This window comes from Pseudarthrobacter sp. TE3704 (assembly GCF_056279405.1).
In genome coordinates, this window is the sequence record NZ_JBWCCJ010000005.1 from 115,856 (window position 1) to 133,470 (window position 17,615).

At 60.9% G+C, this 17,615-nt stretch carries 17 protein-coding genes; 14 read left to right on the forward strand and 3 right to left on the reverse strand.

Annotated elements, in window-relative coordinates; all coding sequences use genetic code 11:
• Positions 1 to 7: 7 nt before the first annotated feature.
• From ACZ9BC_RS14735 to ACZ9BC_RS14750, 4 genes are all read left to right on the forward strand, one after another.
• Positions 8 to 1,348 (forward strand): NAD(P)H-dependent oxidoreductase, encoded by a 1,341-nt coding sequence (locus tag ACZ9BC_RS14735; protein WP_476246589.1) that lies wholly within the window; start codon positions 8 to 10, stop codon positions 1,346 to 1,348.
• 37 nt (positions 1,349 to 1,385) lie between these two features.
• A complete protein-coding gene (locus ACZ9BC_RS14740) occupies positions 1,386 to 2,237 on the forward strand; it encodes a fumarylacetoacetate hydrolase family protein (protein WP_476246590.1) in 852 nt (283 codons plus the stop codon).
• Positions 2,238 to 2,343: 106 nt separating this feature from the next.
• Positions 2,344 to 3,669, forward strand: a complete 1,326-nt coding sequence (locus tag ACZ9BC_RS14745; RefSeq protein WP_476246591.1) for an MFS transporter — start codon at positions 2,344 to 2,346, stop codon at positions 3,667 to 3,669.
• 203 nt (positions 3,670 to 3,872) lie between these two features.
• Complete coding sequence (locus ACZ9BC_RS14750; RefSeq protein ID WP_476246592.1) at positions 3,873 to 4,163, forward strand: hypothetical protein; 291 nt, start codon at positions 3,873 to 3,875, stop codon at positions 4,161 to 4,163.
• Between the two features lie 367 nt (positions 4,164 to 4,530).
• Here ACZ9BC_RS14750 and ACZ9BC_RS14755 read toward each other — a convergent pair whose 3' ends face one another.
• Positions 4,531 to 6,036, reverse strand: coding sequence for an AAA-type ATPase lid domain-containing protein (locus tag ACZ9BC_RS14755; RefSeq protein WP_476246593.1), 1,506 nt, complete (start codon positions 6,034 to 6,036; stop codon positions 4,531 to 4,533).
• A 162-nt stretch (positions 6,037 to 6,198) separates the two neighbouring features.
• Here ACZ9BC_RS14755 and ACZ9BC_RS14760 point away from each other — a divergent pair, with 162 nt between their 5' ends.
• From ACZ9BC_RS14760 to ACZ9BC_RS14805, 10 genes are all read left to right on the forward strand, one after another.
• The gene (locus ACZ9BC_RS14760; protein ID WP_476246594.1) at positions 6,199 to 7,245 is read left to right on the forward strand and encodes an amidohydrolase family protein; all 1,047 of its coding nucleotides are present in this window, start codon (positions 6,199 to 6,201) and stop codon (positions 7,243 to 7,245) included.
• A gap of 35 nt (positions 7,246 to 7,280) precedes the next feature.
• A complete protein-coding gene (locus tag ACZ9BC_RS14765; RefSeq protein WP_476246595.1) occupies positions 7,281 to 8,060 on the forward strand; it encodes an iron-sulfur cluster assembly protein in 780 nt (259 codons plus the stop codon).
• Positions 8,057 to 9,091: an NAD(P)-dependent alcohol dehydrogenase gene (locus ACZ9BC_RS14770; RefSeq protein ID WP_476246596.1), complete on the forward strand. Its 1,035-nt coding sequence runs from the start codon at positions 8,057 to 8,059 to the stop codon at positions 9,089 to 9,091. The genes ACZ9BC_RS14765 and ACZ9BC_RS14770 overlap by 4 nt, the downstream gene beginning before the upstream one ends.
• The gene (locus ACZ9BC_RS14775; protein WP_476246597.1) at positions 9,021 to 9,503 is read left to right on the forward strand and encodes a DUF1097 domain-containing protein; all 483 of its coding nucleotides are present in this window, start codon (positions 9,021 to 9,023) and stop codon (positions 9,501 to 9,503) included. The genes ACZ9BC_RS14770 and ACZ9BC_RS14775 overlap by 71 nt, the downstream gene beginning before the upstream one ends.
• Positions 9,466 to 9,783, forward strand: a complete 318-nt coding sequence (locus tag ACZ9BC_RS14780; RefSeq protein ID WP_476246598.1) for a putative quinol monooxygenase — start codon at positions 9,466 to 9,468, stop codon at positions 9,781 to 9,783. Before ACZ9BC_RS14775 ends, ACZ9BC_RS14780 begins: the two co-directional genes overlap by 38 nt.
• A gap of 1,001 nt (positions 9,784 to 10,784) precedes the next feature.
• On the forward strand, positions 10,785 to 11,165 hold the full coding sequence (locus ACZ9BC_RS14785; RefSeq protein WP_476246599.1) for a hypothetical protein: 381 nt from the start codon (positions 10,785 to 10,787) through the stop codon (positions 11,163 to 11,165).
• Entirely contained in the window at positions 11,162 to 14,725 is a 3,564-nt protein-coding gene (mobF, locus tag ACZ9BC_RS14790) for a MobF family relaxase (protein ID WP_476246600.1), read from the forward strand. The genes ACZ9BC_RS14785 and mobF overlap by 4 nt, the downstream gene beginning before the upstream one ends.
• A 21-nt stretch (positions 14,726 to 14,746) precedes the next feature.
• Complete coding sequence (locus ACZ9BC_RS14795) at positions 14,747 to 15,277, forward strand: hypothetical protein (protein WP_476246601.1); 531 nt, start codon at positions 14,747 to 14,749, stop codon at positions 15,275 to 15,277.
• Positions 15,278 to 15,342: 65 nt separating this feature from the next.
• On the forward strand, positions 15,343 to 15,627 hold the full coding sequence (locus tag ACZ9BC_RS14800) for a hypothetical protein (protein WP_476246602.1): 285 nt from the start codon (positions 15,343 to 15,345) through the stop codon (positions 15,625 to 15,627).
• A gap of 95 nt (positions 15,628 to 15,722) precedes the next feature.
• On the forward strand, positions 15,723 to 15,866 hold the full coding sequence (locus tag ACZ9BC_RS14805; RefSeq protein WP_421093343.1) for a hypothetical protein: 144 nt from the start codon (positions 15,723 to 15,725) through the stop codon (positions 15,864 to 15,866).
• Positions 15,867 to 15,965: 99 nt separating this feature from the next.
• Here the strand turns inward: ACZ9BC_RS14805 and ACZ9BC_RS14810 are convergent, their stop codons facing one another.
• Positions 15,966 to 16,469 (reverse strand): single-stranded DNA-binding protein, encoded by a 504-nt coding sequence (locus ACZ9BC_RS14810; protein WP_476246603.1) that lies wholly within the window; start codon positions 16,467 to 16,469, stop codon positions 15,966 to 15,968.
• Between the two features lie 57 nt (positions 16,470 to 16,526).
• Positions 16,527 to 17,609 (reverse strand): ArdC-like ssDNA-binding domain-containing protein, encoded by a 1,083-nt coding sequence (locus ACZ9BC_RS14815; protein ID WP_476246604.1) that lies wholly within the window; start codon positions 17,607 to 17,609, stop codon positions 16,527 to 16,529.
• Positions 17,610 to 17,615: the final 6 nt, after the last annotated feature.

Sequence of the window (17,615 nt, forward strand, 5' to 3'; positions counted from 1 at the left end):
AAGCACCATGTCAGCACTGTTGAAGAATAAGCTCGCAGCCCGTGCCGCCCAAGGCAACCCGATCCGTGTGGGATTCGTCGGTTCAGGCAGGATGGGTACCGGAGCCATCTGTCAGATCGGACAGATGGCCGGCATGGAGGTCACCGCCATCGCCGACATCAACACCGATCGTGCAGTTGAGGCGTTCGAAAAGTCCGAAGTAAAGTCCCAGCTCGTCAGCGTATGCAATGAAGCAGCGGAAGCCAAGCGCCTGATCGGCCAGGGACAGCGCATCGTCACCAACGATTGGCGGCTGCTGCTCGAGATCGGGGTCGACGTCATTGTCGAGTCAACCGGAGTGCCCGAAGTCGGCGCCGAGGTGGCAATGCAGGCAATCCTCAACCACATCCACGTCGTCATGCTCAACGTGGAGACAGACGTCGTGGTTGGTCCGATCCTCACCTCAATGGCCGACCGCAGCGGAGTCGTGTACACGGTGTCCTCCGGCGATGAGCCTGGACTGATCGGCGAACTCTACGACCGCTACACGTCCTTGGGATTCAAGGTCATTGCCACCGGCAAGTCCCCCTCCAGCATTGGCGAATACGACCGCTACGCCACCCCGGACAGCGTGCGGGCGGATGCAGAGCGTCTGAAAATCAACCCGCACTTCCTCGTGACCTTCAGGGACGCCACCAAGACCATGATCGAGATGGCGGCCGTCTCGAATTACACGGGGCTCCGCGCAGATGTCCGCGGCATGCATGGCCCCGTGGCCGGTGTCGAGGAAATCTGCCGGTTCTTCCGCCCCAAGGCCGAAGGCGGTGAGCTCAATGGCACCGGTGTCATTGACTATGCCCGCCCCCTCAAAAACGAGGACGGCAGCATCGACTTTTTCCGGCCGGTCACCCCCGGGGTCTTCATGGTCATCTACACCGACAATGAGCAGATCCGCGAGGACCTGGACTACCTGGACGTTTACGGCGACAACGGCTACTACGTCATGTACACCCCCTACCACCTGGTTACCAACGAAATCCCGCTCTCCATTGTCCAAGCGGTCGATTTCGGCGAACCCACCGTGTTCCCCAAATACGGTCTGGTGTCGGAAGTCTTCGCAGCCGCCAAGAAGCCCCTCAAGAAGGGCGAGACCATCGACGGCGCCGGCGGTTTCGCCGTGTATTCCCTGGTGGACGACTACGAGACATGCAAACAGGAAAACGTGGTTCCCCTCGGACTGCTCACGAACGCAAAGCTGACCCGCGACGTCGAGAAGGACCAGATCATCACCTACGACATGGTTGAAATCAACAAGGAATCAGCCCTGTATCACCTTCGCTGCCTCCAGGACTCCATGGCCAAGGCCTAAGCCCGCAGCCGTCCCTCATACAGTCAAAGGATTCTGAATGCGCATCGCATCTATCGACGACCGTGCCACCCTGATCATCGAAAATGGCCAGGAACTGCAAGGCGTCGACATCGAAAAATGGTCAAACGGAAAATTCCCGTCCAACACACGTGAACTGCTGCCCCATCTCGACGAGCTCCGGACTTGGGTGAAAGACCATGACTTTGACTCCGATATCTTCCCGGTTTCATGGCAATCACTGGAAAGCCCAATCACCCACCCCCGCCAAATCTTCGCTATCGGCATGAACTACCAGGCCCACGCCGAAGAGGTCTCGATCGCAGCTCCCGAGGTTCCGGCCGTTTTTACCAAGTTCGCCACGTCACTGTCAGGGGCACGAAAGGCAGTCAAACTGCCCTCCGACAGCGTCGATTGGGAAATTGAACTCGTCGCCATTATTGGGCGCGGGGGCCGCAACATCTCCAAAGCAGACGCCTTGGACCATATAGCCGGTTACGCGGTGGGACAGGACCTGTCAGACCGAGCTCTGCAGTTCGCTGCAAGCTCATCACCACAATTCTCCCTCGGAAAGTCCTATGCCGGCTTTGCTCCGGTGGGGCCTTGGATGACGACCTCCGACGAAGTGGCGGACCCTGGACAGCTAAAGATGCGCTGCACTGTCGGCGAGGAAGTGCTCCAGGACGGATCAACCGCAAACCTGATCTTCGACATCCCCACTCTGGTGGAGCACCTGTCGTCCGTCGTTGAACTGACGCCCGGGGATCTGATCTTCACGGGAACTCCTGACGGCGTCGGTTTCGGTAGAAACCCCAAACGCTACCTGCGCAAAGGCGAAGAACTCGTCAGCACCATTGAGGGACTAGGCGAGATAAAACAGCTCTTCTCGTAATCCAACTGGCCCTAAACAAGTCAGATCTTCCAATTCAAGAGCGGCCACTTCAACGGGAGTGGCCGCTCCCCTTCCTCCAGGATCCACGGTTCAAAGGAGAACAACAGTGAGCTCCACCCTTACCCAGCGCGAGAAGAACCGCGCAACTGCCCTCGGCACCATGGTCGGCGCCGGAATCGAATGGTATGACTTCTACGTCTTCGGCATAGCCGCCGCCCTCGTCTTCAACCGGATCTTCTTCCCCGGCGTTGACCCAGCCACCGGTACGCTCCTGTCATTCGCTACGTTCGCTACTGCATGGTTTGCCCGGCCACTCGGCGGAATCATCTTCTCGCACCTCGGGGACAGGCTGGGCCGCAAGAACATCATGCTGGTCACACTCATCCTTATGGGTACAGCCACCACGGCAATTGGACTGCTCCCCGATGCCGGGGCCATCGGGGTCTGGGCGCCCATCGGCCTTGTCATCCTCAGGTTCCTCCAAGGCCTGGCCTGCGGAGGCGAATGGGGCGCCGCCACCGTAACCGCCGTTGAAAACGCCCCTCCCGGCAAACGCGGCCTCTTCGGCGCCTTCCCACAAATGGGCGTGCCTATGGGACTATTTCTTTCCTCCGGCGTATCCCTCCTCTTCTACATGCTCCCCGAGGATCAGCTCCTCAGCTGGGGCTGGCGCGTCCCCTTCCTCCTCACCCTCGTGTTCGTCGTCGTGGGTCAGTACATCCGACGCCGCCTGCCCGAGAGCGAGGATTTCAAGGAAGCGGCCAAGAACGGCGAGATCGTACGATTCCCCATGCTCGAGGCTCTCCGCCGCCACCCCCGCGCAGTCCTCACCGTGTTTCTGGGACAAGCCATCGTCAACGTCACCTTCTTCACCGCAACCACCTTCATCCTCGACTACGCCACCAAGCACGGATCCTTCGAGCGCACTACCGTGCTAGCGGTCGTAGCCCTCGCCGCTGTGGTGGATTTCTTCGCTATCCTCGCCGGCGGTCTGCTGGCCGACCGGTTCGGAGCCAAGCGAATCTACCTGACCGCCTGCGCAGCAGGAATCGTAGTCTTTGCGGCGATATTCCCGCTGACCGACACCGGCAATATCGCCGCACTCATCCTAGGCATCGCAATCCTGTTCCCCCTGGTGCACGGGCTTGCCTTCGGCGCACAAGCCTCGTTCTTCGCAGGCCTCTTCCCTCCGAACGTACGCCTGTCAGGTATGTCCACCGGATTCCAGTTCTCAGGCATGGCATTTGGTGCACCACTGCCCCTGCTGGCCGGCTTCCTGATCGCAACCGCAGGCGGGTCACCCTGGCTCCTTGTCGCATATATCGGCGCCGTCGGCCTCATCAGCACCATCGGCACCCTCACCTCACCGCGCGAGTATGCGCCGGTCTCATCCACTCAGAAAGCCCCCCAAATGCACGCGAACAATATCTGAGAACCAGGTCTGCGCTTTCCTGGAAATCAAGGCGCTCAGTACCTAGATCCGTGGCCCACTCGGGTCAGTAGGGAAAAGGCCGTACGTCAGATCTCCCGCCAAAATATAGGGCAGCCGTCACCTCCGAGACGGCACCCCTTCCAGTCCCAGGTGGCAGCGGTTTCGGCCGCTGCCACCTCTTACTGCCAAGAAACGGAAGTTAGATGACACTGAACCGCGCCACGCCACGCAAACATGTCGAATGGAACCTACTGATTAACGCACTGGTTGAGATCCGCCACAACGGGCAAGTGATCAGAACCGGTCTAGTGGAAGACGCGATGCCCGACTCTTCCGCCGTATGGATAGCGGCCGACGCTACCCATCCTCGTCGGATGTTTGAAGCGGCCCAAGGTCATCAAGTATGGGTCACGCCGCAGGAACTCACGGGTGACCTTAATTACCGGATGACATCAACACAGATATTTGGAAAGACCTCGCAGAGAAGCGCCTGATGCGGTAGACGCGTCCCTGACGCGTTATCCGGCAGAGCCGATGAGGGTAGTTGAAACCTAGGCAGGGAGCCGCAACAATGCAGGTTCGGCGGGGGTATATGTCGGCAAGACACTTGTAGAACGAGTCGACGACGGCGCCCGCGTGCGTAGTGGTTGAAAGAAATCATTTCCCCCGGGTTGACACGTCCGTCCGGGAGCAGGGAGTCTCACCGCTCCCAAATTGTTGTGGCACCCGTGGTCAAATGAGGGACTACTGCTCTTGTGGTTCTATTGCCCAAGAAGACGGCAGGCACAACGGGCGATCTAAGAAAGCACCACTGGGTAACATGCTCTCCTTTCGAAACGTAAGAAACGGGTGCCAGACCTTTTATCTCGGAATTGTGATGCCTAGCCTGGCCATGCGCCGGTAGATGGTCGCTCTGCTGATGCCGAGTTCTGCTGCCGCCCCGCTTACCGTGGCTCCTGGCATGGAGAGACACCGGACGATTTCGTCACGTTCGACAGATTCGATCCGGCTCAGCTGAAGATGGCGCCGGCCCAGGAGGTAAGCGGGTAGATGGCTGACGTCGATGGTCTCTGTCTGAACAGCGGCAGCGTGGATAACGGTGAAAAGTTCGTCTATGTTTTCCGGCCAGTCATGGACCATCAGTGCCTTTTCTGCAGCGGTCGTAAAGTTGATTTCTCTCATGCGGGTTTGGCGAGCGGCGTATCTGGCCAGGTGCAGGATGTCGTCACGACGCTCACGCAGCGCCGGAACGGAAACCACTGTGTCGAGCATCCCCGCCAAGGGATGCGGGATGCCGTCGAGCCTCTCGGCAGTGACGGCCCATGCGAGCGTCGGCGCGCTTCCGCTCCGGGAAACAGGAAGTGAACTCAGTGCGCGGAGGGCCTGGGAGTGGAGTTCTTGCGCAGCCCAGGCGGGCAACAGGTCGACGTTTTCGACGATGACCGCGGTTGCTGGTTTGGCCAGTTCGGGGGTCCACAGTGACAGCCACGCCTCGACGTCACCGGGGGCGGGGGCGGCAGCTGAGAGGATGCGACTGCCCGGGTGAACCTGCCTCATTGCTTGGGTCAGCAGGGTTGCTCGCCCCGTACCCTGCTCGCCTATGGCGGCAACAACCCGTCCGGAAGCAAGGGCGTGGGTCGCCTGGTCGAGGGCGTTTGTCCAGGCCGAGGACATCCTGCGCACGGTTCCGGCCGCCGGTTCGAGCTTGCCCCTCTGGATGCGGAAGACGCCGCCCTTTGGTCCGGCTTTTTCCTTACGGCCCTGTGACCTCGCGAGCATTAGGGCGGAAGTGTTGCCGGCCGCTGATTCGGCCAACGCCAGCAGCAGCTGGGGGGACGAGCGGGACCATGTGGTGATGTTGACGCTGCCTTCCAGCAACCCAGTGACCGGATCGAAGACCGGTACGGCAGCGCAAGTGTAGGTCCGGAGGCTGGCACTGTAGTGTTCCTCCGCGCGGACGAGGGTGGGGATGCGGTCGGCCAGCGCGAGGCCCATCCCGTTGGTGCCTGCATCCCGTTCGGAAAACGCGAACCCCGGAGCAAGATGAACCTTATCGAGCGCCCGTAAAAGGGACGTGTCTCCGCTGAACCTGTTCAGGAGCAAGCCCTCGGCATCGGTGAGCATGAGGCTGAGAGGCTCGTTCGCCAATGTGGTGTAGAGACCAGTGAGCACTTCCTGGCCGCACTGGAAAAACAGGGAGTCGGTCTCTGCCGAGCCAGCCCACATCGGATCCACTTCGTCGGGTGAGACCCCGTATTCCTCGCTTCGCTGCCACGAAGCAAGCAGGCGCTTGGCGGGGGTGACAAGCTGGCCGGCGTCCGGATCGCGCGGCAGCCTGGCAATCGCCTCGTCCTTGTTCGGCATCATCGCCGTCCTCCTCGTTTCGATACTTCGAGATTACGTCGTTTCGAGATGCCAGTCCGAAGAGAGCCGTCTCAAAATGAGACACGCAGCACATGTTGACAAATGTTTTCCCGGCCTAGCCTCGATGGTGTCGCGACTACGGCAGTCGCGAGAAGGAGACCAGACATGTACAGCAAAAACGGGGAAAACTATTTCATTGTCGACGCCCACATCGCCTTGTGGGATGCCCGCCCTGAGAACCAGCGGAATATCCATGGAAAGCAGTTCATCGATTGCTTCTACGACTACCACCGCAACCTCTCCCCCGAGGAGGAACAGTGGTCCTACGAGGAATACCTCTACCAGGGCGGCGCACGGCTCATGAAGGACCTGTTCGAGGACGGCTACGTCGACCATGCAATCTTCCAGCCGGCCTATCTTGGCGCGTTCTACAAGAATGGATTTGCGCAGGTTGAGGAGGCCTACGGCCTCGCCGCCTCGAACCCGGACAAGCTGACGTACAACCATTGCTACGACCCCCGCCACGGAGAGGCAGGCCTTGATCGGTTGCGCGCCGACCACGAAAAGATGGGCTTCAAGGGAGTCAAGCTCTACACCGCCGAGTGGCACGGCGAATCCCGCGGCTACAAGCTCTCGGACCCTTGGTCCTACCGGTACTTCGAGGAATGCCGAAAGCTGGGCATCAAAAACATCCACGTCCACAAGGGGCCCACCATCCGCCCTCTGGACCGTGACGCCTTCGACGTCGCAGACATCGACCACGCCGCATCCGACTTCACTGACCTGAATTTCATCGTGGAACACGTCGGCCTGCCCCGCCTCGAAGACTTCTGCTGGATTGCTACCCAGGAACCCAACGTTCACGGCGGCTTGGCCGTGGCCATGCCTTTCATGCACACCCGTCCGCGGTACTTCGCCCAGATCATCGGCGAGCTTATCTACTGGATCGGAGAGGACCGCATCCAGTTCTCCAGCGACTATGCCCTGTGGACACCCCGCTGGCTCATCGAGCGTTTCGTCGACTTCCAGATCCCGGAAGACATGACCGAATACGCCCCACTCACCACTGCCCAGAAGAAAAAAATTCTGGGACTGAACGCCGCGAAGATGTACGACATCCCCCTACCTGCAGAGCTCCAACTCCCTGATGCGAACGAGACAAAGACAGGACCACGGCAGCCCGAACGCGCAGATCTGGCAGGCGTCCGGTGACAGCCCTAAGTGTCGATCCTGCAGCTGAAACCCGCATGGAAGTAACCGAGGAGGCCATCCGCAGTGCTTTGGACTCCGTGATCGATCCGGAACTGGACGAGCCGATCACCGACCTTGGCTTCATCCGTTCCCTTCAGGTCCGGGCCGGCGTCGACGGCGCCTCCGTGGAAGTACACCTGCGGTTGCCCACCTCCTTCTGCTCGCCCAATTTCGCCTACCTCATGGCATCCGACAGCAAGGACGCCATCGCGGCGCTGCCGGCGGTGAAACACGTGATCGTCGAACTGGACGACCATCACGACTCCGACCTCATCAATGCCGGGCTCGCCGCAGACGCAGGGTACCGCGGCACCTTCCTGCACGAGGCTGAGGACAGCCTGGAAGAGCTGCGCTGGACGTTCCGCCGCAAGGCCCACACCGCTGCAATGGAACGCTGCCTCACCGACCTCCTTCGCGCCAACCCCCAACTCGCGGAAACGCAGATGGGAACAGTTCGTCTCTGGGACCTTCCGGCTGGAAGGAACAAGGATGCACTGCTGCGCCGACGGGCAGCGCTTGGCTTGCCCGAGGCGGCGGATTCGATTGTCCTGGTTAACCACGAAGGGCACCCTTATCCCCCTGATGCCGTTCCGATGGCACTGCGCCGGGCGCGCTCGACCCGCATTTCCATTGACGGGAACGCGCATTTTTGCCGGGGTCTGCTGCGGACACGCTATGAGGGCTCCGGCGCGGACCAGAGCGCACGGCCCGATGGCGCCGAGGCCAAAGACCACCACGAACTACTTCCACTTAGAGTCAAGGAAATTCACTCATGAGCACCATGCGAGCCGTCCAGGTGATCGGCTACCACGAAGGCCTGAAAATGGCAGAAGTCCCGGCTCCTGTAGTCACCGGCCCGTTCGACGTCGTGGTCAGAATCGGCGGCGCCGGCGTTTGCCGCACTGACCTGCACATTCTCGAGGGACAATGGGCCGAAAAATCCCAGGTTCACCTGCCCTACACCATCGGCCACGAGAACGCCGGATGGGTGCACGCGGTCGGCAGCGCCGTCACCAACGTGCAGGAAGGCGACAAGGTCATCCTGCACCCCCTCATCACCTGCGGTCTTTGCCGCGCCTGCCGTTCCGGGGACGACGTGCACTGCGAGCAGAGCAAGTTCCCAGGCATCGACACCAGCGGCGGGTACGCAGAATACCTTCTGACATCCGCCCGATCTGTCGTAAAAATTGACGACTCCCTGGAGCCCGCCGACGTCGCGGCGCTGGCAGACGCAGGCCTGACCGCTTATCACGCGGCCGCTAAAGCAGCCAAGCGGTTGACCCCGCGGGACACCTGCGTCATCATCGGCGCGGGCGGACTGGGACACATCGGGATCCAAGTCCTCACGGCACTCACACCCGCACGCATCATCGTCGTCGACCGCAACCCTGCCGCCCTGGACCTCGCCAAGGAAATCGGGGCGCATGAAGGCGTCCTTGCCGACGGCACCCAGGTCGAGCAAGTTCTTTCGCTGACCAATGGCAAAGGAGCGGAGGCGCTCATTGACTTTGTCGGCGAAGGAGGCGCAACCGCCCAGGGCGTCGCCATGCTCCGCCAGGCTGGGGATTACTACGTGGTGGGCTACGGCGAGAACATCAATGTTCCCACCATCGACATTGTTTCGGCCGAGATCAACATCATCGGTAATCTTGTCGGCTCCTACAACGATCTCCAGGACCTGATGGCCCTGGCGGCACGCGGTGCCGTCACCCTACATACCCAGAAATACGCTCTCGATGACTTCCAACAGGCCATCAGCGACCTCGACGCTGGCAAAGTGCGCGGCCGGGCCATCCTCGTGCCCTGACAACGAACACCCTGGGGGAGTTGCTAGCAATTCTAACCGCCGCGCGGTGCAGTTCCCCGGCGTACTCGCCATTGGCGTTGGGATCGCGGCCCTGGCAATGTGTCTCCAGGCAGATTGGGCACCACTATCGTTCATCCCCGGCGCCTTCGCAGGGACAGCCGCATTCTTCGGAACACAACTGTCGTTCTGGCCCACCACAGTCTCCCTCATCATCGGAGCCGCCCTGGGATGGCTTTCAGCCTTCCTCGGCGACCCCATCCAGGCTCTCGTCACGAAACCCCTCCCCCATCTCCAACAGACGACCCGCATAGTCCCGTCCGCTTACAGCCTGATTCACCAGGCAGTGTTTATAACTCCTTATCAGAGGACCCAAAGTGATTTTCATAACCGCAAAATTCCCCGTAAAACCTGAACATGCCGATAATTGGGCCGATATCACCAAAGATTTCACCACCGCCACAAACGCAGAAGAAGGATGCCTTTTCTTCGAGTGGTCACGCTCCCTTGAAGAACCCAACACCTACGTGCTGGTCGAGGCCTTCCGCGACGACGAGTCCGGGACTACACACGTGCAGTCGCACCATTTCAAGAAGGCCACTACCGAACTTCCCGCCTACCTCTCGGCTACGCCGGACATCGTCAACGTACGGGTCGACGGCTGGTCGAAGTTGGGCGAGATGGCAGTCAGTTAGGCCTTTCTCGCTTATCCAACAGCTTCGGTTTAGTGGCGCGGGAAGCCTGCGCCACTAAGCCAGTGAGAGCAGCCACGAATTCGTACAACCAGGAAGACTGGACCCACCTCATCAAGGCGCTCGTTGAAATTTGACAACACGGCCAGACTATAAGAATCGGCGTCGTGGACAACGTCATGCCCGACTCCTCCGCCCTCTGGATCGCAGCCGAGGGGATTCAACCCCGACAGATATTCGAAGCTGCTCACGACTACGAAGTATGGGTCGTACCCCAAGAACTATCCGGCAAGATCACGTGTACCGCGTGGCATAAAATCTACTTCTCCGGTAGCCGTCCCAACCAAGTTGCCCTGACGGTTCACTGAGGGCTACGGCCTCCACCTGAGGCGGAGGGAATATCGGCTGAGCGCTGCAGCGAGTCGGCCCTGAGTAGTCCTGCCCTGGTAGGGCCCACCCAACCTGACGTCAGGCAGCCATGAGCAACCTGTCAAGATTAGAGCGCGATCTCTAGTTTGCTGACAATGACTCGAAGAACTCATAGACCCAGACCGGACACGGTGGACTGTTACTAGTCGACTTCCAGCCACAATTGACGTTGGCCGGATATAGGGTACTTGCCGTGAGCCTGCGACCCTTTAGCCACCAGTTCTCATGCAACAGCCGTTTCCTCTCCTTCGACCGCAGCCGGTTCGAACCAACGGGCAGCAACCTTGCCCACGACCCGTGGCAGGGCGCACAACTCCGTGTACTCCCTCCTCTGCCACGTTCAATCACCGCATCAACTCTTCACACCTCTGGCATCCAAGGTCATCAGCGTGAGGACAGCTCACGTCTGGTCATGTCGAAACCGGGCCCACGTCTGATGAACCATCGTGACTGTTAAGATTTGCGAAGAGTGCGCGGCAGCTTTCGAGCCTTCCCGTAAGAGTCAGCGGTTCTGTTCGATCCGTTGCGGCAACAGGAAACGGGACCGTATACGTCGAACTTCCCGCCGTCCCGCCGTGTCGGTAGAGGCTGACCCCGGAGCCGTAGTTCCCAAGGACGAGCTGAAGGCTCTGAGGCGCAAACTGATAACTAGGACAAAGATCTGCCAGCGCCGGGTCGAGATTCTCCAGTCCAAGCTCCGCACCCAGTCCTGTGAGATTGATCGGCTTGAGGCCGAGAACTCCGAGCAGCGTCAAAGCAACAATGTCCTCCAGCTCGAAGTAGCCCGGCTGAAGCGTGCGCAACGGACCAACGTGCAGGATCTCGCGCATCTCGCAGCATGGCTGGTCTCGCTTGCAAACGCAAAAGGCGTCGCCCTGGACCCCGCAACGCTGGACATCCTCAACCGCCGCGGATGGCATCCATCCAAGCACCAGGCAAAAGCGGCGCGGCCATGACGATGTCCATCGCACGCCTCTCGGCACAATCAGGTCTGCACTACCTGTTCAAGACCACGATGATGGATGACCTCACCGCCGCTCCCTCGGACGCCACCACCTACTACACGAAAGCCGGGACGCCCGAAGGCCGATGGATCGGCAGCGGACTATCAGGCATCAACAGAAGTGCCGGCGACGTCGTCACCGAAACAGACGCGAAGGCAATCTTCGACTTAGCCGCACATCCGGACACCAGCACACCGCTGGGCCGCCCGCACAGCCAACCCACCGCCGTCGAAAACAAAACCGGCCCACCAACGGTGAGGCACGCCGTCGTAGGTTTCGACCTCACCTTCAGCGTGCCGAAATCAGTGTCAGTCCTCTGGGCGCTCAGCCCTCGCAGCACGCAGGACCTGATCCTCCGCGTGCACCACGAAGCAGTGGAAGCAACCCTCGCATGGCTGGAAGAGCAAGTCATCCACACGCGCGCCGGACGAAACGGCGTCGCCCATGTCGGCACAAGGGGCGCCATCGCCACCGCCTTCGACCACTGGGAATCCCGCACCGGCGACCCGCAACTCCACACCCACCTTGTTATCGCCAACCGCATCCAGCGCATCACCGACGGAGCTTGGGTCACCCTTGACTCCCGCACGCTATACAAGGCCGCCGTCGCCGCCAGCGAACACTACAACGGACTCCTCTTTGACGCCCTCCACAGGAAACTTGGCAGCGACACGGACATCCGCCGTCTCGTCGTCAATACGGGCAATCCCAGCCAGCAGCTCACCGGGATCGACGACGCCCTCATCCGCGAGTTCTCGAACCGGTCCCGGCTGATCAACGTGGAAACAGACCGCCTCGTCGCGGAGTGGACAACGGAACACGGCCATCCGCCAAGCACAGCAACGGTCATCAAGCTGCGGCAGCAAGCGACCCTGGCCACACGCGTCCCCAAGTCCGAGCTCCCCACGCCCCTGCATGAGCTGTCCAGAGAATGGAAGGCGCGCGCCACCGCCAGAGGATTCCCACCGGACGACGTTATCGCGGCAACGATCAACCGCTCCAGAATCGCCCCCTTTGGCTTCCCTGACTTCACCTCTGACTGGATCTGCGCCGTCGCGTCCCTGACCCGTGAGCGGGTCGCCCACAAACGCTCCACCTGGAACCGCTGGAATCTCCTTGCGGAAGCCGAACGCGTCTGCGCCCAGGTGCGTTGCCGCACGGCGGCGGACAGGAGCACGCTCATGGACGCCGTCGCCACCGCAGCCGAGCAGCAGTCCGTGCCTCTGAACGATTACCGCTACACCGTCCCCGCCCATGCCGAGGCAGATGTCCGGCATGGACCAAGAAGCGTCTTCGACTTCCACGGATCGCGCCTCTACACCGATACGTCCACGCTCGCCTGTGAGGACGCGGTCATGGCAGCAAGGAACGACGACGGCGGCCCGGCAGTCCGCGCACACGTCATCATGGATCTCCTTGACCAAGTCCAACAGCCAGAGAGCCGAGTGCTTCACTTTGACCAGCGTGCCGCCGTTGCCGACGTAGTCCTGAGCGGCCACAGACTCGACGCCATCGTGGGGCCAGCGGGCACGGGAAAGACGACCACGCTGAGTGCAGTGAAGGCATTATGGGAAGCGGAGTACGGCGCCGGCAGCGTTGTTGGCCTCGCCCCGGCAGCTGCCAGCGCCGAAGTGCTGGGCCGGGAACTCGCCATGGCAACCGAGAATGTCACCAAGTGGCTGCATGAATCGGCGGGTCAAGGCGCAAACTCAAGGGCCGGACGCTTCTTCAGCGTCCAGACGCAACTGGCCAATGCGCACGTCGGCGAGGGCTGGAGCATCGCATTAGCGCAGGAGGCTGCGCAGCTCGCTGCCACCCAGCAACGCTGGTGCTTCCATGCGAATCAACTCATCATCGTTGATGAAGCGTCAATGGTCTCGACATTCCAACTCGCAGCTCTCGTACAGCAAGCCCAGGAAGCCGGCGCGAAGATCCTCCTGGTCGGCGACCCCGCGCAGCTGGACGCCATCGACGCCGGCGGCGTTCTTGGCTGGCTGGACCGGCAAGGGAAGGCAACACGGCTGAGCACGATCTGGAGATTCCATGAGGAGTGGGAGCGCACAGCATCGCTGAAGCTTCGGAAGGGTGACTACGCAGCTATATCCGACTACGCACACCATGGAAGGATCCAGCACGGTAGCTACCTGGATATGGCTGACAAGGCGTACCTCGCGTGGCAGGCCGATACCCGGGCAGGAAAGTCGTCCATCCTCATCGCCGCCGACAACGAAACGGTCAGCATGCTCAATGAACGGGCGCAGGCGGATCGAGTGGCGCGGGGTGAGGTTGATCCCGATCAGACGGTGTTGCTCAGCGATGGCTTACGTGCGGGTTCCGGTGACGCCATCATCGCCCGGGGAAATGACCGGAAGCTCGTGGACAGCAGCGGTGCTTTCGTGCGGAATGGAACGCTGTTCGACGTCGAAGGCATCAGTCGGCGTGACGGTTCCCTGCTCGCGCGGCGGCGGGACACAGGCGCGAGCGTCCTACTCCCCCGGACGTATCTGGAGATATCCGTCGAGCTGGGCTACGCGACCACAGCCCACCGTTCCCAGGGCATTACCGTAGACACCGGCCACACGGTAGTCACCCAGGGCCGGCTCACCCGCGAGCTGCTGTATGTGAGCATGACGCGTGGCCGTTCCGGTAACTTTGCGTACGTCAGCGAAGGTGACGACGCCGACCATCCTGCCGTCGACCCGTCCCAGGAGCTGTCGTGGCGGGAAATCCTCGGCGAGGTACTCGCTGCGGAAGGCGCTGAGCGTACCGCCCACGAGATTCATGACGCGGAGCTTAGGAAGGCGGACAGCCTTGAGCGGCTTTACGCGGAGTATGACTACCTCGCGCAGATCGCGGCAGGACTGGATCTTAGGCAGCAGTTGGACGAACAAGCCCCTGGTGCCTCACCGGAATTCGAACAATCTCCGTCGTGGGGTGCAGCTGTCGCGGCATGGCGGAAAGCCACAGCCGTCAGCCGGCAGCGTAGCGAGCGCATACTGAGCCAGTTCTGCCAAGAAACTAGCAGTGCCAATGATCGCTGCGCCGTCCTCAGCGTGCGCTTACGCCAGTTCATGAAAGGAAGGACGACGGCGGTTGAGGAACCTCTGGTTGAAAAGCTCACCATTCCGCGCCCTGACTTGGCGTCGATGATTCAGCAGGTCAGGATCCGTATCTCCCAAAGGACGGAGACCGTGAGCATGGCAGCGCTGACAGCCGATCCTGAGTGGAAACGTGCTTTGCTCGAAGCCGTCGGAGATAGCACCAGCGGCGAAACTTGGCAGCTGGTCCGTGACGTTGCCGTCTTTCGCGACAGGTGGGCGCTGCCGGATTCTCCCCTCCCCCTGGGTCCGTCTCCCGCGGATTACGAATGGGAACAACGGGGCCAGCGTGAACGAATCAACGCAGCAATTATCAATGCTCATCGCCGTGGCACCGCTCAACTGGACGACTCACCTGTGGGTTCAGCCCTTTCTCAGCAAGTCGTCCTTACAGGTGCCGGCTGGCAGCTCTAATCTGGTAGGGAGGTAATGCGAATGGTCGTCAATCCGGCGGTAAGACCCAAGGTAGCGACAACCGGACTAGTGATAGTCAGCGCGGTTGTCTTCATAGTCTGTGCCTTCTCATTCGTAGCTTTGGCTGCCACGGAACTTCCTCTCGTCATGAAGGTCATCGTTGGCAGCTTGTTGCTGGCAACTGTTCTAGTGCTGGCGCTGTTATGGGGGAAAAGATCCGCCCGACGGCGGACCTGGCTGGCTAACGCAACCAACAGATGGCGATCCTTTGACAACGCTAAGCTGGCCAGCGGGACCACGACAGAGGTGACCCTTCTCAGCGTCGACGCGATACAACCCACCGGCGCGTGGGTCACCATCATGTGGAACCGCTTCAACCACGTTCAGCGTGCCTGGATAGAAGCACTACCCGAACCACTTTGGCCAGGATCCGTCCTGCTCATCGCCCCCGACCCCACTCAAGTAATGCCGAGCACACCCTGGCCTGAGACGTATTTCATTCGAGCCGCCGACTGCTTAGCTTGGGCACCCGCCGAAGGCAGGAGCCCCTAAGCGGCATCTACTGTTACGACGCTCCGGCGATACAAACATTCGAACGTATGTTCTAAAATAGCTTCATGATCAAGTCCGGCTCCCCTCAAGATGTCGAGCGAATGATGATTCGCATGGACGCCGAAGCAAGCCGGCCGATAGACGACCCGGCACCCATCCGGGATTTCCCGAAGTATGGGCGTCCGCTTGTGTACGTCAGCGGAATTTACGGCAAAGCCGTCGGGTGGACCCACAAGTACGGCCTCATCGAGTGGCTGGATACTTCCGGCAAATACCACATGGGTTGGGCGCATTCCTCGAGCATCAGGCGTGTAAAGCCTGATGAGTGGAAGGGCAGCAGTGCGCTGTAGTCGGCAGCCATCCCGGCGACGTTCAGGTAATCATCGGGTAGCGCCGTGCGTGTCGAAGAAACGCAAGGCTCGCGGTCGTGCCTAGGGTCGTGGGCATGGAAAGAGATCCCTCAGGGGAGCTGAGAGGACAGACGTCGATCAACGATCTTCTCGACAAACCGGTCGGCGCCGCACCGGTCCAGCTCGCGCTGCCGATCCTGGTGCAGGTGAAGCCTGGACAATTCCGCCGGCTGTCCTAAAGCGGCGGCCGAAAGCGTCTGAGCGTACATGTGGAGCGTTGACAAAGTGATGGCCTGGTCCAATGAGGACCAGGCCATCACACTGCCAGCAGCAGTCAGCTACATGCTTATGTCAGCCCGCGCCGGCCCGCCTAAAGGGGGTGCGGCCACCGGACCTTTCGTAGCAATGCTGTAAGCAGGTTGAGCCGCTTCAGGCGCCGCTTGCAGACCCGCGTCAACCGCAGCTTCCGGGCTGGCTGCCGCGCGTGGGGAGCGCTGGTAAGCGGCTGTCCCGAACCGAAGGTCAGGACCGATCGTTTCAGCAACAATCCGACGGGCTTCCCGCCGCTCACCGTCCTTTTCGAACGCGCGGAACTCGAGTTCACCCGACACCGTTACCGGGTCCCCCTTCTTGAGGGAGTTCGAAGCGTTCTCTGCGAGCGCCCGGAACGCGGAGACGTTGTGGAAGACCGGGTCTCCGTCGTGCCAGCTTCCGTCTGCTCCCTGAATCCGCTGGTTCACCGCTACGCGCAGTCTGGTATGCGCTACCCCGGACTCACCGTAGGTGAGCTCGGGGTCCGCAACGAGATTGCCAACAATGTTGACCGGAATCTTGGTGCTCATATCTTCTGCCCTTTCATTCGTAGACGGGGCTCTCCCGTCCAACAGTTGGTGGATGCCCTAGGGGCCCGAGATCTCCAAGCCACGGGACGGCTCGCCCGGCTGCTCCAAGCCCGCATAGGTCTCCTGTCCATGGACCCCGGGAGAGACCTCAGCCACCGGAACCTTTCCACCGGTACCCGGAGGATCAGTTACTTCAAGGATTTGCTTTGCGGCTGCCGTGACCCGCCCCAGGACTGACTTCGCTATGTCCACTCGCGAAGCAGGTTGTCTCCCGGAGGAGTCGTTACCCGCGGCTGAATGCCCCGCATCAATAACTGCGTCAGCCCAGCCGGATAGGTAGCTCGCTGACTGTGGACCTCGATCAATTCCGTGCGCTTTAAGCACGGTGTACGCAACTGACTCAGCTTCGACTTCAGCCAAGCCGCGGTGGTCCACGCTGCTCCCATACAGCTTGCCCACATTGTCGTTCGGACCATGCAGCAGAACATGCCCAAGCTCATGGGCCAGCACGGCAATTCGTTCCTCAGCGCTTAGCCACCCGCCCACCTGCACCTGGCGCTGAACGAAGTCGGTGAAGCCGCTCGTTAGTCCGTATTGTGCGTCAGTGACGTGGATGGAAAAACCATGCGCGCGGGCAACTCCAGCCAATGCTTCCCACAGCTGAGGCACCTCCACAGGCGAATGATCAGCTGGTCTCGGAACCAGCAGCGGAGCGCCCTGGGTCTGGGAAACGTCGAAGACCGCTTGGCCGCGCCAACCCGTAATGAGGGTCTTCTTCCCCTCATCCACCGCGCCGCTGGGAAGCTTATCGCCCAAGGGGACGCGCTGACGGGTGCCATCAGGCAAAAGCATCTGCTGAACGCGGGCAGTCCTGGGCGCAATAACCCACAGTGCATGCTCACCCCGGAGGACCGTGCGGCCGTGTCGTTCCCATTCCTTGTAGCCCGCGACCAGCGTCGGCTCATCGGTCCCTCGCTGTGCCATCTGCATCATCAGCAAGGCAACATTCCCACCAGAGTAGCGCCACAGGGTGGCGGAAGCGTCGAGCAAAACCTGCCAATGCGATGGCGACTCAACCGCCTGCTCCAGAATTGAATGCAGGCCATCCATCAAGGCGGTAATGCGTTCCTCCGGTGCCATGCCACG